Genomic DNA, 22,013 nt, shown 5'->3' with positions numbered 1-22,013 from the left:
TCGGGCCGGCGTCTCGTTACGCCCGCCCTGTCGACTCGCGCTGAAACGGATAGACGTCACCGATGCCGAGCAGCCGAGTCAGCTCGTCGAGCGCCGTGAGCGTCTCGTCGGCGAGCCGGGGATCGGCCAGATCGTCCGGGGTCAGGCTGTCGCGGTAGTGCCGCTCGACCCAGGCCACCAGATCGGCATGGAGCGCGTCGTTCAACAGCACCCGCCCGCTCAGCGCCTGACGCTCGGCCGCGGACAGCACGATCCGCAGACGCAGGCAGGCGGGGCCGCCGCCGTTGCGCATGCTCTGTTTGACGTCCTTGACCATCACCTCGCTGATCGGGTTGTAGCCCGCCAGCAGCAGATCCTGGATCGTCCGCCAGACGGCTTCGTTCTCCTGACACTCCCCCGGCACCACCAGCGTCATGCTGCCATCCGGATTCGACAGCAACTGCGAGTTGAACAGGTAGGTCGATACCGCATCCTCGAGACTGATCGCTTCGCTGGGCACGCGCACCGGGACGAGTGGCGTCGTCATTCGTTCGCGCAGGGCGTCCAGCGTCTTCTCTTCGTCGAGAAACGCCATCTCGTGATAGAGCAGCACCGGCCCGTTGCCCACGGCGATCACGTCGTTGTGAAAGACACCGGCGTCGATGGCGTCGGGATGCTGCTGGGCGAAGACGGCCCGGGAATCCTCGAGGCCATGCTGGCGCGCGATCGCCTGGCTCGCTTCCAGCGTCTGACGAGCCGGATAGCGTTTGGGGGCGCGCTCGCCACCGAAGGCCTGACGGCCATAGACGAACAGATGCACACCGGCGTCGCCGTGGTCGCCACAAAGGCGCGTGTGATTGGCGGCACCCTCGTCGGAGAACGCCGGTGTCGCCGGCAGCACGGGATGATGGGCGAAATGGCGTTCGTCGCGAAAGATCGAGGCGAGTACGCGGCCCGTGGTCTCCGGCTCGAGATAGCGATGGAAGCTCGACTGCAGGTTGGCGGGCGTGAAGTGAACGCGGCCGTCGGGGGCATCGAGACTCGGCGTGATGGTGGCGGCGTTGGCGGTCCACATCGACGAGGCCGAACACACCGCCCGCAGGATCTGCGGCGCTTCCCTGGCGGCCCGCGCCAGCACCTGGGTGTTGTCCCCCTGGAAACCGAGCGCCCGCAAGGCGCCCAGGTCCGGGCGCTGCTGTGGTGGCAGCACGCCCTGGGCGTAGCCGGCGTCCATCAGCGACTTCATCTTGGCCAGACCCTGCAGCGCGGCCTCGCGCGGGTTGGACGCGAGCCCGCCGTGGCGCATCGAGGCCACGTTGCCGTGGGCCAGCCCGGCATAGTTATGGGTCGGGCCGACCAGGCCGTCGAAGTTGACCTCGCGCACGTCCTGTTCGGCCGTCATGTCCGCTTCGCTGCTCACAGTGTCACCCCCGGCGGCAGCTCCGTGGGCATCGTCAGCGTATCGGCCTCCATGGAGGCGACCGGATAGGCGCAGTAGTCCGCCGCGTAATAGGCGCTGGGGCGATGGTTGCCGCTGTCGCCGATGCCGCCGAACGGCGCGTCGCTGGAAGCGCCGGTGGTCTGGCGGTTCCAGTTGACGATACCGGCGCGAATCCGCAGCAGGAAGTCGTCCCAGTCAGCCTGGTCGCCGCCGATCAGGCCAGCGGAGAGCCCGTAGCGGGTATCGTTGGCCAGCTCGATCGCCTCGTCCCAGCTCTGGTAGCGATGGACCTTGAGCAGCGGGCCGAAGTGCTCTTCGTCGGGCACGTCGCAGCCGGTGACATCGACCAGCCCCGGGGACAGCAGGCTGGTGCCGGCCTGCAGCGACTGCATGCGTACCAGCACGCGTCCGCCACGGGCTTCCAGATCGCGCTGCGCCTCGAGCAGGCCTTCCGCCGCCTGCGGGCTGACCAGCCCGGCATAGAACGGCGCCGGCTCGCTGAAGGGTTCCGCCACGCGCAGCTCGGCCAGGGTCTGCGCCAGTTTCTCGACCAACCGGTCGCCGGATTCACCCGCCGGCACGATCAGGCGACGCGCACAGGTGCAGCGCTGCCCGCCGGAGAGGAACGCCGACTGGACGATGGTCAGCACCGCCGCGTCGAGATCGCGCACGTCCTTGACCACCAGCGGGTTGTTGCCGCCCAGCTCCAGCGCCAGGATCTTGCCGACCTGGCCGCCGAACTGGCGGTGCAACAGCCCGCCGACCTTGGCGCTGCCGGTGAACAGCAGGCCGTCGATATCGGCGTTGCCCGCCAGAGCCTGCCCCACTTCCGCCGCGCCCTGGACCAGGTTGATCACGCCGGCAGGCAGGCCCGCCCGCTCCCAGCACTGCAGGGTCAGGTCGGCAGTCTTAGGCGTCTGTTCGCTGGGCTTGAACACCACGCAGTTGCCTGCCAGCAGCGCCGGCACGATGTGGCCGTTGGGCAGATGCCCCGGAAAGTTGTAGGGGCCGAAGACCGCCAGCACGCCATGCGGGCGATGGCGCAGCACGGCGCGCGTGCCACCGGCGTCCCGGGCGCGTTCGCCGGTCCGTTCGTGATAGGCCGTCAGCGAGATCGCCACCTTGCCGATCATCGCGCCCACTTCGGTGCGCGCTTCCCAGATCGGCTTGCCGGTCTCGTGCGCGATACATTCGGCCAACGGCTCGCGGTGGTTCTCCAGCTCATCGCGGAAACGCTCGACGATCGCCTGGCGTTCGGCAAAGGGGCGACGCGCCCAACCAGGAAACGCACGCCGCGCTGCCGAGATTGCGTCATCGACCTGCTCGGGTGAAGCCGCCGCGGCCTGCCACAGCGAGTCGCCCGACACGGGATCGCGCTTGTCGAAACGCGCGGCCGCGCCGTCGATCCAGCGGCCGTCGATCAGCAGTTGAAGCTTTGCGTGCATATGTCGCTCCTGATGATTTGTTGGTAAGCCGTAAGCCGTAAGCCGTAAGCCGTAAGCCGTAAGCCGTAAGCCGTAAGCCGTAAGCCGTAAGCCAAAATCAAACCACCACCACAAAATCCAACAATCGGCTTCTCGCTTTTGACCTTTCTTACGGCTTAAAGCTTATAGCTCCCGGCGCAGCCGGGTTACGTTTCCAGCACTCGCAACCGGTCGCCGCTGGTCACGTCCAGGCGCTCGGCTTCGGCGGTAGTGAGCGTGATCACGTCATCCTCGCTGGGGCCGCGGCCGATCCAGCTGCAGCGGAAGTCGTTCATGCCGGTGGTGGCCGCCATCCAGCCGGGGCGCTCGGACTGTGCCAACCGCTCGCCGCCGACTTCCACCGTGACGCAGCGCGAATGCCGAATGGCGCGCACGTCATCGATGTAGGCTTCCACCGTGGGGCCGCCGTCGAAGATGTCGATGTAGCCTTCCCAGCGCAGCCCTTCCTTCTTGAGCATTTCCAGCGCGGGCCGGGTGTGCTCGTGGACCTGGCCGATGCAGTCCTGCGCCGCCTGCGGCAGAAACGGCACGTAGATCGGGTACTTCGGCATCAGCTCGCCGATGAAGCTCTTCTGCCCCAGCCCGGTGAGCTGGTCGGCCTGCTTGAACTCCATCGGAAAGAAGTGGCTGCCGAGGCTGTTCCAGAATGGGCTGACGCCGTCCGGGCTGAAGACGCCGCGCATTTCCGCCAGTACCTTGGCCGGGAAACACTCGCGGAACTCCGCCATGAACAGCCAGCGCGCCTTGGAGAGCAGCGTGCCGTTGCGGTCTCGCCGGTAGGCCGGACGCAGGAATAGCGAGGCGACTTCGGCGTCGCCGGTGTGATCCGAACTCAGAAACAGCGTGTCGATGGTGCGATGCAGGTCGAGCTGGACCGATGAGTGGGCCAGCTTGCCGACACGATAGTGGTAGAACGGCGTCTCCCGGCCGACCTCGGCCTCGATCGCGCAGCAGCCCGCCAGCTCGCCGGTCTGCTCATCCTCGAGCACGAAGAAATAGAGCCGCTCCGGCTCGGGGACGCGGCCTTCGAACGCCGCTACCGCGTTGTCGATCTTGGCGGTCAGGAACTCGCGGCTGTTGGGCAGCGAGGTGAAACCGACGCCGGTTTCCTGGGCCAGGGCCTGCAATTCGTCGATATCGTGATGCCCAATGGGTCGCAGGCGCATTACAGTTCTCCCTCGTCCAGCGCGTCTTCGACGTTGGGCAGCGCCAGCGGCGCGACCAGCACGGCACGCCCCTCCTCGACGCCCAGCAATGCCGCCTGCTCTTCCGACAGCAGCAGTTGGCCGGTCGGGGTGAGCGCGTAACGCGCGACGGTGCAGCGAAAATCCGCCAGCTGTTGATTGGCCACCATGGCCGGCTCGGCATCCGGCAGCGAGGCCGCCGGACGGATTCGCACCGGGTGCCAGCCGCAGTGGGTCAGCGTGTGCAGCCGCTGCCGCTCCCCTCTCACCACCGGGCCGGCGTCGAAGATATCGACATGGCGCGAACGCACGAAGCCTTCGGCCAGCATCTCCTGCAGCGCCTGCTCGTGGGCCGGATGCTCACGCCCGATCGCCGCGCGGGCCTGCGGCGTCAGCAACGGCAGATAGAGCGGGAACTGCGGCATCACCTCGGCGATGAAGCTCTTCGAGCGCACGCCTGCCAGCAGGTTGATCTCGTGGTAGCTCTGCTCGAAGAAGTGGCGGCCGACACTGTCCCAGAACGGCGAGCCGCCCGCCTCGTCGAGATAGCCCGGGAAGGCGACGCCCAGCGTCTCGGCGAAGCGCTCGGGATACTGGGCGATGAACATCAGCCGGGCGCGGCGCAGCAGCGTCGCCGCACTGGTGCCGCGGTAGCGCGAATCCAGCGACAACGCGCACAGCAGCGAGACTTCCGACATCTCGTGGGAAAGCGAGAGCGTCTGCACTTCATGGCGCAGGTTGAGCTGCTGCGAGGCGTGGATCAGGGTTTCCTGGCGGTAGGTGTAATAGGCGTCCTGCGCGCCGGCCTGAGCCCGGATGCTCGCCGTGCCGATGATTTCCCCCAGGTTTCGATCCTCGAGCACGAAGGTGTAGAGCTCGTCGCCGGGGAAGTCGACATTGCGCGCCAGCGCCCGGGAGGAGCGGGCGATCCGCTCCTCCAGCCGGTCGCGGTGCGCGGGCAGGTTGGTCAGCTTGGGCGTGGAGCCGCCGGCCAGCCGCTCGATCGCGGCCAGATCGCCGGACTGCGCCGGGCGAAACAGCAGGTGTCCGACGCTTCTCGCCGTCGAATCCGCTACGGCACCTGAGACGACATCGGCATCGATCATGATTGGCCGACGAGCTGCTCGATGGCCAGTTCCAGCCGCGCCATGCCTTCCTGGAGATCCGCTTCCGGGATCACCAGCGACGGCGCCATGCGCAGCACGTTGGGGCCGGCGACCAGAATCATCAGCCCCTGTTCGATAGCCAGCGGCAGGATGTCCCGCGCGCGGCCCTCGAAGTCGTCGCTCATCTCGGCGCCGATCAGCAGGCCCATGCCGCGGATCTCCTTGAACACGCCGTACTTGCGATTGATGACCTCGAGATGCTCGCGGAAGAGCTCGTGACGACGCTCGACGCCTGCCAGCACTTCCGGCGTATCGATGGTGGTCAGCGCGGCCAGACCCACGGCGCAGGCCAGCGCGTTACCGCCGTAGGTGGAACCGTGCGTTCCCACCGCCAGCGACGGCGCGACACGGTCGGTGGTCAGCATCGCGCCGATCGGGAAGCCACCGCCCAGCGCCTTGGCGGAAGTCAGGATGTCCGGGGTCACGTCGTAATGCATGTAGGCGTAGAGCTTGCCGCTGCGACCGACGCCGGACTGCACTTCGTCGAGGACCAGCAGGGCCTGGTGCTGATCGCACAGCTCGCGCAGGCCGCGCATGAACTCGGGCGTTGCCGGCGTCACGCCACCTTCGCCCTGGATCGGCTCGACCACGATGGCGCAGGTATCGTCGTCGATCAGCGCACGCACGCTGTCGAGATTGTTGAACTCCGCATGCACGATGCCGCCGGGAATGGGGCCGAACCCTTCGGAGTACTTGGGCTGACCGCCGACACTGACGGTGAACAGCGTACGGCCGTGGAACGCCTGCTTGAACGAGATGATCTTGTGCTTCTTCTCGCCGAAGTTGTCGAACGCCCAGCGCCGTGCCAGCTTGAATGCGGCCTCGTTGGCCTCGCCGCCGGAAGAGCAGAAGTACGCCTTGTCGGCGAAGGTCCGCTCGACCATCTGCTTGGCCAGTGCCAGAGCCGGCTCGTTGGTGTAGACATTGGAGAGATGCCAAAGCTTGTTGGCCTGCTCCGTCAGCGCGCCGACCAGCGCCGGATGGCAGTGTCCCAGCGCGTTGACCGCGATACCGCCAGCGAAATCGATGTACTCCTTGCCCGCCTGATCCCACAGGCGGCTCCCCTCGCCGCGCACCGGAATCGCCTGCTGGGGCGAATAGTTGGGGGTCATGTAGCGGTCGAAATCGTCACGTGTCGGGCTCGCGGCCATGTCTTTCTCCCTGGTGGTTAGGGTTGTATCTAATGAGTATAAGGAGGCAGCAGCCCCGCGGCTTTCAGCGATGGGACGACGAATTGCGAAATGCGCCCTGTCGCCGAACGTCCTGCCATCGAAAGCGGCCATGGCCGGCAGATGCCGGGCCAAAACCTGTCGCACGGGTTGTGTTCGCGACGACTGCCCCGATGTTCGAGTTTACCCCTGCGACTTTCGTCGGGGCCATCCTCGCGACCGTCACTTTGCGAGACCGACGAAACGCTGGCCAAACAGGAAAAGGAGAGACCTGATGAAAATCGATCTGACGGGCAAGACGGCCATCGTCACCGGCTCCACCGCCGGTATCGGGCTGGCCATCGCCAAGGGCCTGGCCAACGCCGGGGCGGCAGTAACGGTGACCGGACGGACGCAGGCGCGCGTCGACGACGCGATCCGTACGCTCGAGCAGGAGATACCGGGAGCCGTGATCGACGGCGTGGCCGCCGATCTGGGCACGGCCGAGGGCTGCCAGACACTGATCGGCCGGAAGCCCGACTGCGACATTCTGATCAACAACGTGGGCATCTTCGGCCCCAAGGACTTCTTCGAGATCCCTGATGAAGAGTGGCAGCAGTTCTTCGACGTCAACGTGATGAGCGCCGTGCGGCTGTCGCGCCACTACGCCCAGGGAATGAAGCAGCGCGACTGGGGCCGTATCCAGTTCCTCTCCAGCGAATCCGCGCTCAACATCCCGGCGGAAATGGTCCACTACGGCATGACCAAGAGCGCCGTGCAGTCGATCTCGCGGGGGCTGGCCAAGGTGCTTGCGGGCACCCAGGTCACAGTCAACGCGGTGCTTCCCGGGCCGACCAAGTCCGAAGGCGTGGGCAAGATGATCGCCGACATCGCCAAACAGCAAGGCATCAGCGAAGCCGAGGCGGAAGCCAACTTCGTCAAGGAGAACCGGCCGTCGTCGATCATCCAGCGCGTGGCCGAGGTCGAGGAAGTCGCCAATCTCAGTGTCTACCTCGCCTCGCCCCAGGCCAGCGCCACCACCGGTGCAGCGATGCGGGTCGAAGGCGGCATCGTCGACACGATGGCCTGAAGCCGCGAGCTACGAGCTACGAGCCGCGAAGAACAGCGTGACTTTCGGAACGAAGAACGCCAGCGACGACATCGCTGGCGTTCTTCGCTCTAAGCTCTAAGCTCTAAGCTCTAAGCTCTAAGCTCTAAGCTCTAAGCTCTAAGCTCTAAGCTCTAAGCTCTAAGCTCTAAGCTCTAAGCTCTAAGCTCTAAGCTCTAAGCTCTAAGCTCGAAGCTCGAAGCTCGAAGCTCGTAGCTCGAAGCTCGAAGCTCGTAGCTCGTGTCATATTGCCGAGCGCAGCCCGTTTCAGCCCTCGTAACGTTTGAAGATCGCGCTGGCGTTCACCCCACCAAACCCGAAGGCGTTGCAGATGGCGTACTCCATCGGCATCTTGCGCGATTCGCCGTGGACGATGTCCAGGCCCGCCGCCATCGGATCGGGATCGGCATAGTTGCGGGTCAGCGGCGCGGTCTGGTCGCGCAGCGCCAGCAGCGTGAAGATCGCTTCGATGCCGCCCGCAGCACCCAGCAGATGGCCGGTAGCCGCCTTGGTCGCGCTAATGGCCGGCGAGTGATCGCCGAATAGGCGATGAATGGCGGCGAGTTCGCCTCGGTCGCCCACCGGGGTCGAGGTGGCATGGGCGTTGAGATGCTGGATCTCGGCCGCGTCCAGCCCGGCCTGGCGCAGGGCGATCTGCATCGCGCGCGCCGCGCCGGAACCGTCCTCGGGCCCTGCCGTCATGTGATAGGCATCGGAAGTCGTGCCGTAGCCGACCAGTTCGGCAATCGGCGTCGCGCCCCGTGCCAGGGCGTGTTCGAGCGTCTCGATCACGATCAGGCCGGCACCTTCCCCCATGACGAATCCGTCGCGGGCCTGGTCGAACGGCCGCGAGGCCTGCTCCGGCGTGTCGTTGAAATGGCTGGAGAGCGCCTTGGCGGCGGCGAAACCACCCAGGCTGACGCGATCGATACACGCCTCGCTGCCGCCGCAGAGCGCGACGTCGGCTTCGCCAGCGTGAATCATGCGCGCGGCGTCGCCGATCGCCTGTAGGCCGGCGGCACAGGCCGTGACCGGTGCGCCGAGCGGGCCCTTGAAGCCGTGGCGGATCGAGACCTGGCCGCAAGCCAGGTTGGCCAGAAACGAAGGAATGGTGAACGGCGACAACCGCCGCGGCCCACGGCTGTCTACCGTGCGTACCGCATCGGCAATGGCGGGAAAGCCGCCGATGCCCGAGCCGATCAGGGTCGCCGTGCGCTCCTTTTCGGCTTCCGTCTGCGGAAACCAGTTGGCCTGGGCCAGCGCTTCTTCCGCCGCCGCGACTGCCATCTGGATGAAGCGGTCCATCTTGCGCCGCTCTTTCGGATCCATGGTGGCGTCCGGGTCGAAGCCGGCGCTGTCCTCCTCGATGGTCGGCACCGGGCCGCCGACACCCACGGCCAGCCCTTCGACGGTCTCCGCCGGCAGTCGGCGCAGGCCGGAGGCGCCCGACAGCAGACGCTGCCACACGGTTTCGATACCGCATCCCAACGGCGAGAGGATGCCCATACCTGTCACTACGATACGTCGCATGACGATGTCCTTTCAGTCATTGATCGAGTCACTCGCAGCATCGGCAAGCTGGCCAGAAGCCTTCGCTGCCGCTGTCTGCGAGTTGGAAGAAGCACCACGGTCGAAGGCTTTCTGCATGCGCTCGACACGGGCATGAACCGCCGGGCTGGCGTCGGGTCCGGGGGCCAGACGCACATCGCCGGGCGACAATGGCCTATCGTGGTGGCGGTCGTACAGGATCGGATCGACGGGTTCCAGGGTCTGTCGATCAACCAGATGGAAGCCGTCGGCTTCGATCGGCAGATGGTCTTCGCCCCAGCGGTAGAGCATCAGGATGACCGGTGCGAGGTCGTGCCCCTTTGCCGTCAGATGATACTCGTAACGCGGCGGATGCTGCTGATAGCAGCGCTTTTCGAACAGTTCATTGGTGACCATGCGATCCAGGCGCCGCGTCAGCATGCTGGAAGCGATGCCCAGGCCGCGCTGGAACTCGTCGAAGCGACGCGCGCCCTGCATGGCATCGCGCAGGATCAGCAGCGTCCAGCTGTCGCCGACGCAATCGAGCGCGCGGGCCACGGGGCAGAAGGAGGAAATATCGTGGGTCACTTTCATTATGGAAGCGACTCTACCGAATTTCCCGGCTCAAGGGAAATGGAGACGTCCAGAACCGCCAACGGTTGCGTTCACGTGCCGCCGGTATCCAGTGCCAGTCTCATTCGCACCCGCGGCAGCCGTTCGCCCTGACGTTCGCTCCACTCTTCGCCCAGGGTTGCCCAACCGCGCCCGGTCAGCGATGGCGCCAGCACCAGGCTCGCTTCGATCATCGCCTCGCTGTGCCCCGCGTCTCTCAATGCCTCGATGGACAGCGACAGCAGGCGCGATCCCACGCCCTGCCGTGCCACCGAAGGCCAGACGTAGAGCGTTTCGATGCGCCCGGCCGGGAGATCGCGCTCACAGAAGCCGATGCAATGCCCGTCGCATTCTGCCACCAGCGTGGAGTAGATCGCCTGTCGCGCCATCCACGCTTCCGCAGTGCGCGGCAGCGCCGATGCCCAGGCCTCGCGCTGGGCCAGGGTATAGTGGTTGGCCGCGCCTTCCATGATCGCGTGGTAAAAAACCTCGGCCTGATCCGAGACATCCCGGGGCAATGCCTCGCGGAAGCGGGTTCGTTCGAGCATATCGAGATCCTCCGAGCTGATCGACCATCAACGACGCCGCCGGATCACGCAGCGTCGTTGACCAGAGACTCATAGCGCGGGAAGCGCAGCGCGATGTCGCTGGCGGTTTCCGCCAGCGAATCCGTATCCCCTTCGCTGAGCGTCAAGGTGACGAAGTCCGGCTGCGGCCCCATATCGAACCAGTGCGGCAGATCCGCGGGGATGGAGATGAGATTGCCGCGCTCGCAGCCAACGACATAGACACGATAAGCCAGATGCAGGTAGAAGATCGCCTGGCCGTGGAGAAACAGATGCCATTGCTGACCCAGGCTGCGCGACTCGCTGTAGAGCAGCTCCCGCCGCAACTGGCCATCGGGATAGACCGGGCTCATGCCGCGAAGTTCGATCCGCTGACACCCGCTGCGCAGACGCATCTCGTCGATGAGAGCGGCGTGCTCATCGAGCACCTCCTCGGCACTGGCGGTACTGCGAAGCGGCGGTAGCGAATGGGACTGGAAGAGAATCTGATGGGCGCCCAGTTCCAGCTTGATACGCGCCTCATCGCGCGTCGACAGCAACGGCTGGTCGCTATCGGCTTCGTGGTAAACATGCAAAAAACTCATCCAACACCTCTCCTTGGTATTATGCGAGCTGCCGAAATCCTGCCGCACCCGGGGCCGAGCGCTACTGCATTATGGCACCATTGCAAAAGTTCACCTCGAAAAGCGCAATCTCATGATGTCAGAGCCCTCACGCCATGCTCCCGTGTCCGACAGCGCTTTCACGCTGGAGACGATCGGTCATGTCGCCAGCGATTATCCCGACAAGTTCGGAATTCCGCGCCAGCCGGGGTTGGCGCCGTCGGCGCGGGCGATTCTCTATCTGGCGCCAGCGTTCGACGATCCGCTCGCCGTCGAAGGTCTGGAGGCGATGACCCATCTGTGGCTGACCTTCGTCTTCGATCGCAGCCCGGAGAACTGGACGCCCCGGGTGCGGCCGCCTCGGCTTGGAGGCAATCAGCGCATCGGCGTCTTCGCCAGCCGCAGCACCCACCGCCCCAACCGCCTTGGCCTGTCGCTGGTCGAGCTGGTCGATATCGAATGCACGCCGAAACCCTCGCTTGCCCAGACGCCGATTGCCGGATCCCGGTTGGCCGAGTATCGAAGCCGGGTCAAGCTGCACCTGCGGGGGCACGATCTCTGCGACGCCACGCCGATCCTCGACATCAAGCCGTATCTGCCCTGGGCCGAGTCCCGACCCGATGCCGATGCCGGTTTCGCGCCCGCGCCGCCGCCCCGGCACCGCGTCGTTTTCAGCACCGCGGCACAGGAAGCGCTACAGCGCCATCCCGACGGTGAATCGCTGTCTCGACTGATCGAAGAGGTGCTGGCGCAGGACCCGCGCCCCGCCTATCACGGCAGTGGTTCGAACCGGCAGGGCGCCTCCCGGCGCTACGGCGTCTTCCTGCGCGACGTCAACGTGCGGTTTCAGGCACTGGAAGATGTCGACGACACCGAGATCCGGGTGGAAGCGATCGAGCCGCGTTGATGGGTGGATCGAACGGTGACCAGGGCTGGTCACTCGGCACCGATGCGGCTAGGCTGGCGAACTTCGATGAATGACTGGAGTGCCTTCGATGCAAAAGTCGCTGATTGCCCTTTGCCTGTCCGCCCTGACGGCATTCTCTCTTCCGGTGCTCGCCGATGCCGATCATCCGCACGTGCGCCTGCACACGAGCCAGGGCGACATCGAAGTCGAGCTCGATGCCAAGGCGGCCCCCGAGACGGTGGACAACTTCCTGAGCTACGTCGATGAAGGCTTCTATGCCGGCACGGTCTTTCATCGCGTGATGCAGGACTTCATGATCCAGGGCGGCGGCATGACGGCGGATCTCGAGCCCAAAGAGACCCACGCACCGATCGCGCTGGAAAAAAGCGGCCTCGACAACACCCGTGGCACCATCGCCATGGCGCGAACCGCCAATCCGGATTCCGCGACCAGCCAGTTCTTCATCAACCTGGTCGACAATAGCGCGCTGAACTATCGCGATCTCTACAACCCGGGCTATACGGTGTTCGGCCACGTGGTCTCGGGCATGGACGTCGTCGACGAGATTGCCGGCGTTGCCACCGGCCGCCAGGGCCTTCACGCCAATGTGCCGAAGACGCCGATCACGATCGAGAGCGCGGAACGTATCGACTGAAGACACCGTGATACGGCAGAAAACCGCCAGGTGAGCCAGAAAGCAAGAAAGCAAGAAGCCCCGACGTTGTCATGTCGGGGCCTCTCATGAAAATCAATTCTCGAGAAGCGCTGCAACAATCTCCGAGCGGAGCGAAGTGCAAGGCGTACGGCGCGCAGGAACCGGAGCCTATGGGGTATAGGTGAGGATTCCGATCGGACCGGCGCCACCGGAGCCGTACAACAAAGCAATTTGCCCGCGCAGGAATTGAGACAGCGTTTCTAGAAGGTCATGCCCAGACGCCGCCCCACCTCCTCATAGGCCTCGATCACGCCGCCCAGCCCCTGGCGGAAGCGGTCCTTGTCCAGCTTCTCGCGGGTTTCGGCGTCCCAGAGCCGGCAACCGTCCGGCGAAAACTCGTCGCCCAACACGATCTCGCCCTCGAAGAGGCCGAATTCGAGCTTGTAGTCGACCAGCAGCATGCCGCCGTCGAGAAACAGCTGCTTGAGCACGTCGTTGACCCGGAAGGTCAGCGCTTTCATGGTCGCCAGCTGCTCGGGCGTCGCCCAGCCGAAGGTCTCGGCCAGCGACTCGTTGATCATCGGATCGCCCTTCTCGTCGTTCTTCAGGAACAGCTCGAAGGTCGGCGGATTCAGGGCGACGCCCTCTTCGACGCCAAGACGGCGCACCAGGCCACCGGCGGCCAGGTTGCGCACCACGCACTCCACCGGAATCATCTCCAGCTTCTTGACCACGCACTCGGTGTCCGAGAGCAGCTGCTCGAAGTGCGTGGGAATGCCCGCCGCCTGGAGCTTCTCCATGATGAAGGCGTTGAACTTGTTGTTGACCATGCCCTTGCGCTCGAGGGCTTCCTTCTTCTTGCCGTCGAAGGCGCTGGTGTCATCGCGAAAGTGCAGGACAAGCCGCTGCGGGTCGTCGCTCAGGTAGACCGACTTGGCCTTGCCGGCATAGAGAAGATCGCGTTTTTGCATGGAGCTGTCTCCGCGTCGCGGCCCCTTGGGGCAGCAGGTTCATGAGGGTGATGAAGGTGAAACGTGGTGTGGCGACGAGACGGTTCTTTTCACCGTCAGGCCACCTGCTGCCAGTCGATACCGCTATCCTGGGCCGAAACCAGCAGACGCGACTCATCGCCGTCGAGCAGCGGCACCAGGGTTTCCAGTACCCGCTCGGGATGATTATTTTGCGCCGACAGATGCGAGCAGACAATCCGCTGCAGCCGATCGAGCCCCAGCCGGCGCAGCAGTTCCGCCGCCTGGCCGTTGGCGAGATGGCCCCAGCGACCGGCGACACGGCGCTTCAAGTGCGGCGGATAGGGCCCTTCGGCCAGCATGCGCGGATCGTGATTGCACTCGAGGAACAGCGCATCGCAGCCGCCGAAGACATCGGCCACGTGAGACGTCGGGTGGCCGAGATCGGTCAATACCCCGAGGCGGCGGCCGTGAGCACGAAAGCAGAACTGGATCGGCTCACGGGCATCATGGGGAACGGTGACCGGATCGATCTCCAGCCCGCCGATGGCGAAGCGTGCCTGCGGCACCAGCAGTTCGTGCCGGGGCACCTCGCCCAACCTGCCGGAGAACCAGCTGCCGGCGCTGAGATAGACCGGCAGTTGATGGCGGCGCGCCAGGGCGCCCACCCCGGTGATGTGATCGCTGTGTTCATGAGTGACCAGCACCGCCGACAGCTGGCGCGGATGGACGCCCAACCGCGCGAGGCGCTTCTCCGCCTCGCGCACGCCGAAACCGCAATCCACCAGCACCAGGGTTTCGCCATCGCTGACCAGCGTCGCGTTGCCCTTGCTGCCGCTGCCCAGCGAGGCGAAGTGAAGGCCCGGTGTGGAGGGCGACGCCATCAGCGCAGCGTGGACGCGATCGCGTCCAGCAGCTCCCGTGCCGCGGCTGGTGCCACCGGTTGACCATCGGCATCATCGACCGTCACCACGGTATTGTTGGCGTTCGAGTCGAGCTGCAGGCGGTAATGGTTGGGCTGCGGATCGCTGCCGAACCAGTCGAACCAGCCGCCGTCATCAGCTTCCAGCGGCAGGTAGTCGATGAAGAACTGACCGGCGCTGCGGTTCTGATCCGTTACCGTCAGGCGATCGTCATCGAATCCGTTCTGCAGCTGATAGTAGAGCTCGGACCAGGCACGCTCGCTGTCCAGTGCCAGATCGAGCTTCCAGCCGCCGTCGCGGTTGCGCAGCTTCACGCGCTCGCTCTGGTCGAGCGGCTGCGCGGCCAGCGACACACCGCTGTCGGCGGTATGGTTGTTGTCCAGATACGCCTTGATCGAGGTCAGACATTGGGCGCTGCTGCCGATGTCGCAACGCACCTCGCTGGTACCGCTACGCAGCCCCTGGCGCAGGCTCATGCTGCCCTGGGCGGTGTCGATGCGACCGCTGGCAGCATTGATGGCGGTCGGGTTGACGCCGTGATCGACGGCAAAGCCCTGCAGGCGCGGCCATACACTGGCCGGCGCGGCATCGACCAGCAGCCAGCGCTCGCTGCCTGCCTGACGCATTTCGACGTAAGGCTGCTCGTCGCTCTGCCCGGAGGCCAGCGGCTGCGGGCGCGGCGCGTCGTCCATGGCCTCCGTCGACGCGAAATCGCTATCGGCCTGGGGAACCGGCATCGAATCCTGATAGCGAACCTGGTTGCGCGAAGCCGGCAGATCCAGCGGTTGGGTCATCTTGGCGTTCTGGTACTCGTCGTTGCGGTCATAGTAGTAACCGTCTTGAAACAGACCGCAGCCGGACAGAACCAGCGACGAGCACAACACCAGAGGCATCCATTTGAGGACGGGCTTCATGCATCCACCTTTGTTTGAAGCAATGGGCTGGTTGGCGATTCGATCCACGCCGGGTGGTATCACTTACTGTCGATGCCGGCGAGCTGCAGCGCTTCGCCGACGCTGCCGTGATAGCGTTCTGACAGCCAGGTCAGCGGCAGCCGGATCCCGGTGTCGGCATAACCCATGCGGTTGAGCGCCCACTTGACCGGAATCGGGTTGGATTCGATCCCCAGCGCCGTGTGCAGCGGCGCCAGACGCGCATTGATCTGGTGCGCCTTCTCGCGCTGGCCGCTGGTCGCCGCGACGCAGAGATCATGCATCGACTGCGGCGCCACGTTGGCGGTGACGGAGATATCGCCATGGCCGCCCATCAGCATGAAGTCGCAAGCGGTGGGATCGTCACCGGAGTAGAGCGCGAAATCGCTGCCCTTGAGCCGATCGATCAGCTCCTCGGCTCGTTCCAGGTTGCCGGTGGCGTCTTTCAAGCCGACGATCCGCTCGAGCTCCGCCAGGCGGAAGACCGTCTCGTTGTAGATGTCGGAGCAGGTGCGGCCGGGCACGTTGTAGAGAATGATGGGCAGTTCGCTGGCTTCGGCGACCGCCTTGAAATGCTGATACAAGCCTTCCTGGGTCGGCTTGTTGTAGTAAGGCGCCACCGACAGACAGCAGTCGGCGCCCACTTCGCTGGCATAGCGCGCCAGCTCGACCGCTTCGGCCGTGTTGTTGGCGCCCGTGCCGGCGATGACCGGGATCCGACCGTTGACCTCTTCGACCACCGTGCGGATGACATCGAAGTGCTCGGCGAACGACATCGTGGTCGGTTCACCCGTGGTACCGGCGGCGACGATCGCGTCAGTGCCGTGATCGAGATGAAAATTCACCAGGCGACGCAGCGCCTCCCAGTCGATCTCGCCACCGGCTTTCATCGGCGTCGCCATGGCAACGATACTGCCTGTGATCATCTTGCAGCTCTCTCCCTGTGGCCGGGATGGACGCCGGCCGCGTTAACTCACCGCAAGTCGATTATCCAGCAAGCGAACAACCGGACCTGACGGATCCCGGAACCCCGGACGCATGCCGATGCGGGCATGGCGCCTACCCAGGCACGATTTTGCAAACCTCAGATGGTACTCAGGCAGCCTCGGCGTGTACAGCCGGCAAGCCGGCTCCCCGCCGAGATCGACGCCTCGACACACGACGCCGTCCTGTGATGATCTCGTCGCCCGTCTCGAGGATCGCCATGCCCGAGCATTGACCGCCAGAATCGGCTATCGTTCGTTCGCAACGGAATCCTCAGGGATTTTGACGATCCATTCCCCTTTCATTTCGGAGCGGCTCATGACCCTCAGCGTTGGACAACCCGTCGAAGACTTCTCCGCCGAGGCCACCGGCGACACGACCTTTCGTCTCGGCGACTACCGTGGCAAGCAGGTGGTGATCTATTTCTATCCCAAGGACAGCACCCCGGGCTGCACCACCGAAGGCGGCGATTTTAGCGACCGGATCGGCGAGTTCGAGGCCGCCAACACGGTCGTCTTCGGCGTCTCGCGGGATGGCCTCAAGTCGCACGAGAACTTCAAGGCCAAGCAGGGCTTCCCGTTCGAGCTGATCTCCGATCGCGACGAAGCGGTTTGCCGGCAGTTCGACGTGATCAAGCTGAAAAAGATGTACGGCAAGGAGCATCTGGGCGTCGAGCGCAGCACGTTCCTGATCGACGCCGACGGCAACCTGGCCCGCGAGTGGCGCGGCGTCAAGGTGCCGGGGCACGTGGACGAAGTGCTCGAAGCGGCGCGCGAACTCGACGCCTGACAGTTGGCGAGGTCGCGCTTCAGGGCGTCTTCTCTATCTCGGCCTGGCCCGACTCGCCTCGCGGCCAGGCCTGCACCAGCGCCTTGATCAACGTCGCCAGCGGAATCGCGAAAAACACGCCCCAGAAGCCCCACAGCCCGCCGAAAAACAGCACTGCCAGAATGATCGAGACAGGGTGCAGGTTGACCGCTTCCGAGAACAGGATCGGCACCAGCACATTGCCGTCGAGCGCCTGCAGAATGGCGTACGCCACCAGCACATACAGGAACTGCTCGCTGACCCCGAAATGGAAGCCCGCCACTGCCGCGACCGGCAGCGTGGCAACCGCGGCACCGATGTAGGGCACCAGCACCGACAGTCCCACCATCAGCCCCAGCAAGGCGGCGTAGGGCAATCCGAAGGCCCAGAAGAGAATGAAGGCCACGCTGCCGACGATGATGATCTCGATGGTCTTGCCGCGCACGTAGTTGGCGATCTGATCGTCCATCTCATTCCAGATACGGGTCATCAGCGTGCGTCTGCCCGGCAGCATCGACAGCATGAAGGCGACCAGCCGCTCGCGATCCTTGAGCATGAAGAAGACCAGGATCGGCACCAGTACCAGGTAGATGATCACCGCCATCAGGTTGCCCAGCGACGCCAGCGAGAAGGTCAGCGCCCGCTGGCCGAGCTGCGACGCCTGGTGGCCCGCCGTGGCGATCCACCCCTGGATCTGATCCGGCGTGACGATGGTCGGGTATTTCGTCTGCATCTCGCCCAGCCAGCGTTGGCTGCTGGCAAACATGCTGGGGGCCTCCTGGACCAGCTCGACCAGCTGATTCCAGACCAGCGGCATGATGACCAGCGCCAAGGCGAGTAGCGCCCCCACGAACAGCAGAAAGACCAGCCCGACCGCCAGCAGACGCGGCAGCCCTCGACGCTCCAGCCAGGCCACCACGCCCTGCAACAGGAAGGCGACGACCAGCGCGGTGAAAAACGGTGCCAGCGCACCGCCGAGCCAGATCACGATGGCAAAGCCGCCGATCAGCAGTGCCAGCAGGACGATCGCTTCTTCATCGGAGAGATAACGCTCGAACCAGTTACGCAGGATGCCCTTCAAACTCATGCCGGTGCGTCTCCATCCGCCTTGCGCAGCCAGTAGCGATAGATTCCGTCCGCTTGCTCGCGCTCGACCAGCGTATGCCGGCTATGCTCGACGAAACTCTCGAAGTCACGCCAGGAGCCCGCGTCGGTCGCGATCACTTCGAGCAGTTGCCCGGCTTGCATGCCGGCGAGAGCTTGCTTGGCCTTGAGCAACGGAAGCGGACAGCTCAGACCGGAGGCATCCAGCCGGCAATCGGGCGCTTGAGACATAACAGATTCCGGGTTGGTGAACGGTAAATTGAAAGACGAATCGAAAGTTCGTTAGCCTGCCACGGGGCCGGTGGCATCGCTCCCCGACTTTTGGAAAGCGCCTGGGCACGTCTGCGACAAACTGTAGTCGAAGGCATGATAACCCAGACCGTTACCCCCTACCGTGGCTTTCGCCTGCAGCGTATCTTTGGCTGCGCCGGGTCTTTTGCGTGTACCGTAGCTTTGCCTGAATGGGGATCGAGACCGTCAGCATGACAAACCACCGACCGACATCATTCAAACGGCAGCTGTTGGCCGTCTCGTTGCTATCCGCCACGCTGGCCGGCGCCGCCCCGCTCGCCCAGGCCCAGCAAGGCTATCAGCTTCCGGATCTCGGCAGTACCAGTGCTGCCGTCACCACCAGTGACGAATACCGCCTGGGTCGCGCCTGGCTACGCCAGTTCCGCGCCCAGACCGACCCATGGCAGGATCCGATCACCCAGACCTACGTCCGCTCGATGCTGGCCAAACTGGTGCCATACAGCGGCGTCAACGAACGGCTCGTGGTCACGCTCGTCGACAGTCGTCTGCTCAACGCCTTCGCCGTGCCCGGCGGCGTGGTCGGGGTCAATGCCGGCCTGTTCACCACCGCGCCCGAAGAGGACGAGTTCGCCTCGGTGCTGGCTCACGAGCTGGGCCACCTGGCCCAGCGCCACTATGCCCGGCGCATGGAGCGGGTCGAGGAGACGCAGCTGCCGACCATGGCGGCGATGCTGGCGGGCATGGTGCTCGCGGCCGGGGGTGGCGGCAGCGCCGGCATCGCCGCCATGATGGGAACGCAGGCTGCCTTCATTCAGGACCAGCTCGCCTACTCCCGGCGCTTCGAGCAGGAGGCCGATCGCGTTGGTCTCGGCGCCATGGCCAAGGCCGGGTACGACCCGCAGGCCATGCCGGACATGTTCCGCACGCTGCAGAAGCTCGCCGCGCTGCAAGGCGGCAATCCGCCGGAGTTTCTGCTGACACACCCGGTCACCGAATCGCGCATCAGCGATACCCAGACGCGCGCCGATCAGTTGCCATCACCTCCCCACCGTGACGACCCGACTTACGCCATGATTCGCGGGCGAGCGCTGCTGCTGATCAACCGGGACAACCCGAGCCAGGCGATGACGGCGCTCGAGCAGGACGATCCGCCGCCGGCAGCGTTGAGTTACCTTCAGGCGTTGATCGATGCCCGGCAGACGCGCACCGACGCCGCGCTGGAAACGCTGGACGAGTTGGCCCGACAATACCCCGATCTTTCGATGATCCCCGCCACGGCGGCGCAGATCGCCTACGACGCCGACCGCCGCCAGGAGGCCGTGACGCGAGCGCAGCGCATCCTGCGGCTTTCCCCCTCCTACTATCCGGCGCAATGGGTACAGGCGGAAGCCCTGGTGCAGACGTCCCCTGCCCAGGCGTTCGACGTACTGCGCGCCATGAGCGAACAGTATCCGGAGGACCCTAACGTGTTCGGACTACTGGCCGAGGCCGCCGGCCGCACCGGCCGTGATGCCTGGGGCCAGCTGGCGCGCGCCGAGCAGCTACAGCTCGAAGGACGCATCGACACCGCCATCCGCCAGATAGACTCCGCCGAGAAAGTGGCCAGGCAGAGCGGCGACTACGCCATGGCCAGCCGCATCGAGCAGCGGCGCCAGGATTTCCTCGGCTACCGGGATACGATGCAAAACTTCTGATCTGCCCCGCCATGGGACCCCGGCGATGGCTTCCGGACATCTCGCGCCGAGCTCGCGCCGAGAAAGAAACGGCCGGAGAGCAGGACTCAGCGATGCCGGTCGAGGTGCGCGACGATCGCGTCGAAGAACGCCATGGGATCGATCGCCAACTTGCCCAACGGCTTGGGGGCGGCGGCGTTCTGCGCGATCACGATCTCGCGGGCCGGATTGACGTAGATGGCCTGCCCGTGGATACCCTTCGCCGCATAGGCCTGGTCCTGGCGTGAAGGGTCCGTCCAGGCCGTCCACCACATGTAGCCATATTCCAGTGGTACAGAGCCCGGTGATACCGTGCCCGGTGATACGGTGCCCAGCGACTCACCGCCAGCGAGCGTGGTCGGCCTCGTGGCCTCGGCGATCCAGCCTTCGGGCAATAGCGGCTCGCCATCGATCTTCCCGCCTTCGAGCATGAACTGGCCGAAACGCGCGTAATCTCTCAACGTTGCGCTGATCCCGCTGCCGCCGATCTCGATGCCGTCCGGCGACTCCAGCCACCAGGTGGCCTCGTGCTCCATGCCGAAGGGCTGCCATAGCTTGTCCGACAGATAGTCGGCCAACGGCCGGCCGACGGCACGGCGAACGAGTTCGGCAAGAATCTGCGTCTCGCCGGTGCTGTAGTTGTGGACCGCGCCCGGCATCGCGGTGCGAGGCAGCGACGCCATTACCGCCATCGCCCCGCCCGGTTGCTGGGCGACTTGCGCCTCGAGCAGCCGGCGGCGATCGGACGCCGGGTCGGTGTAGGTTTCGTTCCAGGCCACGCCGGAGGCCATCATCAGCAGATCGCGCAGACTCACGCCATCGTAGGCGCTTCCCGCCAGCACCGGCACGTAGTCGACCACCCGAGCCGCCAGTCCCTCCCGGATCGACCCGTCCTGAATCGCCATGCCGGCCAGCGTCGAGCAGATGGACTTGGCGACCGACATCGACATCCAGCGCGTATCGCGATCGTTGCCGCGCTGATAGGTCTCGTGGACGATGCGGCCCCGGTGGAGAACCACCAGCCCGGTGACCTGGTTCAAGGCGAGATAGTCGTAGAGGTCGTAGGACTCGCCATTCACCGTGGCCAGCACCCCGTCGAGACTCTCCAGCGCCTGCGGCAGCGGGCGTGGCCGCTCGCTGCCAGTGACGACCCTCGAAGGAAACAGCCGGTCGATATTGCGAAAGGTGCTGACCGCCAGATCCGGAACCAACCGCCCGCTGTAGATCTGCTCGACGCTGCCGATCGGCTCGTCGGCATGGCGATAGACGGCACTCGATCGGGACGAGTGTCGAGCGGCAGCGAGCGGCGCGGAGGCACGGGAAGACATGGGCTCTCTCCTGGAACGGTCATTAGGGTCTGTTGACGTTTCTGCGCGAACCGCGTTGCTGCGCCAAATGGCGCCAGGCCAGGCGCGGGATGCAGAGAAGGGTGGTTCCCTTTTCCAACCCCGCAACGCCGCATGGCGCCATTTGCCGCGCAACCCGAAGGGCCGGGCCAGTTTTTGCACGGTGCTGCGTTATTCGTCGTTCATTTGGAATGACCAAACTACGCTCCTCACGCCTTGCCTCCGCACAAAAACTGGCTCCGGCGCGGCCGTGCATGAAACGTCAACAGACCCTAGATCAACCAGTACCACAGACACGACCAGGCGCGCATCAACTCAGCGTGAAGCGAAGGAATAAAACAGAATGGTGGGTCGTGTAGGATTCGAACCTACGACCAATTGGTTAAAAGCCAACTGCTCTACCAACTGAGCTAACGACCCGGAACGGATGATCGGCGCTGGAAGCCGAATCGATGCCGTGAAGGCGAGGAAAGAGATCGATGGTGGGTCGTGTAGGATTCGAACCTACGACCAATTGGTTAAAAGCCAACTGCTCTACCAACTGAGCTAACGACCCATGCTCTTTTGATCAATGGCACTCGTTTGCGCCAAAAACATCGACCCGTC

General features: G+C 64.9%; 21 protein-coding genes and 2 tRNA genes. 5 read left to right on the top strand and 18 right to left on the bottom strand.

The window, feature by feature from the left end; translation table 11 throughout:
• Window positions 1-16 precede the first annotated feature (16 nt).
• From astB to ACWHY3_RS02585, 5 genes are all read right to left on the bottom strand, one after another.
• Window positions 17-1,381 carry an N-succinylarginine dihydrolase gene (gene astB / locus ACWHY3_RS02605; RefSeq protein ID WP_448128133.1) on the bottom strand — a complete coding sequence of 455 codons (1,365 nt, stop codon included), beginning with the start codon at window positions 1,379-1,381 and terminating at the stop codon, window positions 17-19.
• A gap of 14 nt (window positions 1,382-1,395) precedes the next feature.
• Window positions 1,396-2,865 (bottom strand): succinylglutamate-semialdehyde dehydrogenase, encoded by a 1,470-nt coding sequence (gene astD, locus ACWHY3_RS02600; protein ID WP_448127505.1) that lies wholly within the window; start codon window positions 2,863-2,865, stop codon window positions 1,396-1,398.
• A 185-nt stretch (window positions 2,866-3,050) separates the two neighbouring features.
• A complete protein-coding gene (gene astA, locus ACWHY3_RS02595; protein WP_087719071.1) occupies window positions 3,051-4,070 on the bottom strand; it encodes an arginine N-succinyltransferase in 1,020 nt (339 codons plus the stop codon).
• The gene (locus ACWHY3_RS02590) at window positions 4,070-5,194 is read right to left on the bottom strand and encodes an arginine N-succinyltransferase (RefSeq protein WP_087719072.1); all 1,125 of its coding nucleotides are present in this window, start codon (window positions 5,192-5,194) and stop codon (window positions 4,070-4,072) included. The genes astA and ACWHY3_RS02590 overlap by 1 nt, the downstream gene beginning before the upstream one ends.
• Window positions 5,191-6,405, bottom strand: coding sequence for an aspartate aminotransferase family protein (locus ACWHY3_RS02585; RefSeq protein ID WP_087719073.1), 1,215 nt, complete (start codon window positions 6,403-6,405; stop codon window positions 5,191-5,193). The genes ACWHY3_RS02590 and ACWHY3_RS02585 overlap by 4 nt, the downstream gene beginning before the upstream one ends.
• A gap of 292 nt (window positions 6,406-6,697) precedes the next feature.
• On the opposite strand from ACWHY3_RS02585, the gene ACWHY3_RS02580 reads away from it, so the two are divergent.
• Window positions 6,698-7,492 carry an SDR family NAD(P)-dependent oxidoreductase gene (locus ACWHY3_RS02580; protein WP_087719074.1) on the top strand — a complete coding sequence of 265 codons (795 nt, stop codon included), beginning with the start codon at window positions 6,698-6,700 and terminating at the stop codon, window positions 7,490-7,492.
• A gap of 285 nt (window positions 7,493-7,777) precedes the next feature.
• Here ACWHY3_RS02580 and fabF read toward each other — a convergent pair whose 3' ends face one another.
• From fabF to ACWHY3_RS02560, 4 genes are all read right to left on the bottom strand, one after another.
• Window positions 7,778-9,040, bottom strand: a complete 1,263-nt coding sequence (fabF, locus tag ACWHY3_RS02575) for a beta-ketoacyl-ACP synthase II (protein WP_448127504.1) — start codon at window positions 9,038-9,040, stop codon at window positions 7,778-7,780.
• A gap of 12 nt (window positions 9,041-9,052) precedes the next feature.
• Window positions 9,053-9,631, bottom strand: a complete 579-nt coding sequence (locus ACWHY3_RS02570; protein ID WP_448127503.1) for a winged helix-turn-helix transcriptional regulator — start codon at window positions 9,629-9,631, stop codon at window positions 9,053-9,055.
• A gap of 71 nt (window positions 9,632-9,702) precedes the next feature.
• Window positions 9,703-10,197, bottom strand: a complete 495-nt coding sequence (locus tag ACWHY3_RS02565; RefSeq protein WP_087719077.1) for a GNAT family N-acetyltransferase — start codon at window positions 10,195-10,197, stop codon at window positions 9,703-9,705.
• A 44-nt stretch (window positions 10,198-10,241) separates the two neighbouring features.
• A complete protein-coding gene (locus tag ACWHY3_RS02560; protein WP_087719078.1) occupies window positions 10,242-10,799 on the bottom strand; it encodes a cupin in 558 nt (185 codons plus the stop codon).
• Window positions 10,800-10,914: 115 nt separating this feature from the next.
• On the opposite strand from ACWHY3_RS02560, the gene tsaA reads away from it, so the two are divergent.
• Together tsaA and ACWHY3_RS02550 are read left to right on the top strand one after the other, a co-directional pair.
• Window positions 10,915-11,724 carry a tRNA (N6-threonylcarbamoyladenosine(37)-N6)-methyltransferase TrmO gene (gene tsaA, locus ACWHY3_RS02555; protein ID WP_087719176.1) on the top strand — a complete coding sequence of 270 codons (810 nt, stop codon included), beginning with the start codon at window positions 10,915-10,917 and terminating at the stop codon, window positions 11,722-11,724.
• Window positions 11,725-11,812: 88 nt separating this feature from the next.
• Window positions 11,813-12,379: a peptidylprolyl isomerase gene (locus tag ACWHY3_RS02550; RefSeq protein ID WP_448127502.1), complete on the top strand. Its 567-nt coding sequence runs from the start codon at window positions 11,813-11,815 to the stop codon at window positions 12,377-12,379.
• 260 nt (window positions 12,380-12,639) lie between these two features.
• Here the strand turns inward: ACWHY3_RS02550 and purC are convergent, their stop codons facing one another.
• From purC to dapA, 4 genes are all read right to left on the bottom strand, one after another.
• Window positions 12,640-13,350: a phosphoribosylaminoimidazolesuccinocarboxamide synthase gene (purC, locus tag ACWHY3_RS02545; RefSeq protein ID WP_332779058.1), complete on the bottom strand. Its 711-nt coding sequence runs from the start codon at window positions 13,348-13,350 to the stop codon at window positions 12,640-12,642.
• 95 nt (window positions 13,351-13,445) lie between these two features.
• The gene (locus ACWHY3_RS02540; protein ID WP_071232758.1) at window positions 13,446-14,231 is read right to left on the bottom strand and encodes an MBL fold metallo-hydrolase; all 786 of its coding nucleotides are present in this window, start codon (window positions 14,229-14,231) and stop codon (window positions 13,446-13,448) included.
• Entirely contained in the window at window positions 14,231-15,184 is a 954-nt protein-coding gene (bamC, locus tag ACWHY3_RS02535; protein ID WP_087719082.1) for an outer membrane protein assembly factor BamC, read from the bottom strand. The genes ACWHY3_RS02540 and bamC overlap by 1 nt, the downstream gene beginning before the upstream one ends.
• Before the next feature lie 59 nt (window positions 15,185-15,243).
• On the bottom strand, window positions 15,244-16,128 hold the full coding sequence (gene dapA, locus ACWHY3_RS02530; protein WP_087719083.1) for a 4-hydroxy-tetrahydrodipicolinate synthase: 885 nt from the start codon (window positions 16,126-16,128) through the stop codon (window positions 15,244-15,246).
• 376 nt (window positions 16,129-16,504) lie between these two features.
• Between dapA and ACWHY3_RS02525 the strand changes: the two genes are divergently transcribed.
• Entirely contained in the window at window positions 16,505-16,975 is a 471-nt protein-coding gene (locus ACWHY3_RS02525; RefSeq protein ID WP_448127501.1) for a peroxiredoxin, read from the top strand.
• Window positions 16,976-16,994: 19 nt separating this feature from the next.
• Here the strand turns inward: ACWHY3_RS02525 and ACWHY3_RS02520 are convergent, their stop codons facing one another.
• On the bottom strand, window positions 16,995-18,080 hold the full coding sequence (locus ACWHY3_RS02520) for an AI-2E family transporter (protein WP_332779061.1): 1,086 nt from the start codon (window positions 18,078-18,080) through the stop codon (window positions 16,995-16,997).
• Window positions 18,077-18,328 carry a sulfurtransferase TusA family protein gene (locus ACWHY3_RS02515; protein ID WP_071232753.1) on the bottom strand — a complete coding sequence of 84 codons (252 nt, stop codon included), beginning with the start codon at window positions 18,326-18,328 and terminating at the stop codon, window positions 18,077-18,079. The genes ACWHY3_RS02520 and ACWHY3_RS02515 overlap by 4 nt, the downstream gene beginning before the upstream one ends.
• Window positions 18,329-18,579: 251 nt before the next feature.
• Here ACWHY3_RS02515 and ACWHY3_RS02510 point away from each other — a divergent pair, with 251 nt between their 5' ends.
• The gene (locus ACWHY3_RS02510; protein ID WP_087719086.1) at window positions 18,580-20,043 is read left to right on the top strand and encodes a M48 family metalloprotease; all 1,464 of its coding nucleotides are present in this window, start codon (window positions 18,580-18,582) and stop codon (window positions 20,041-20,043) included.
• A gap of 86 nt (window positions 20,044-20,129) precedes the next feature.
• Here the strand turns inward: ACWHY3_RS02510 and ACWHY3_RS02505 are convergent, their stop codons facing one another.
• From ACWHY3_RS02505 to ACWHY3_RS02495, 3 genes are all read right to left on the bottom strand, one after another.
• Window positions 20,130-21,389 (bottom strand): serine hydrolase domain-containing protein, encoded by a 1,260-nt coding sequence (locus ACWHY3_RS02505; RefSeq protein ID WP_448127500.1) that lies wholly within the window; start codon window positions 21,387-21,389, stop codon window positions 20,130-20,132.
• A gap of 362 nt (window positions 21,390-21,751) precedes the next feature.
• A tRNA-Lys gene (locus ACWHY3_RS02500) sits at window positions 21,752-21,827 on the bottom strand.
• 60 nt (window positions 21,828-21,887) lie between these two features.
• A tRNA-Lys gene (locus ACWHY3_RS02495) sits at window positions 21,888-21,963 on the bottom strand.
• Window positions 21,964-22,013: the final 50 nt, after the last annotated feature.

It is taken from the genome of Salinicola sp. NYA28a, from assembly GCF_976982775.1.
Note: the sequence above shows the minus strand (reverse complement) of the source record. Positions and strands in the feature narration are given on the sequence as shown.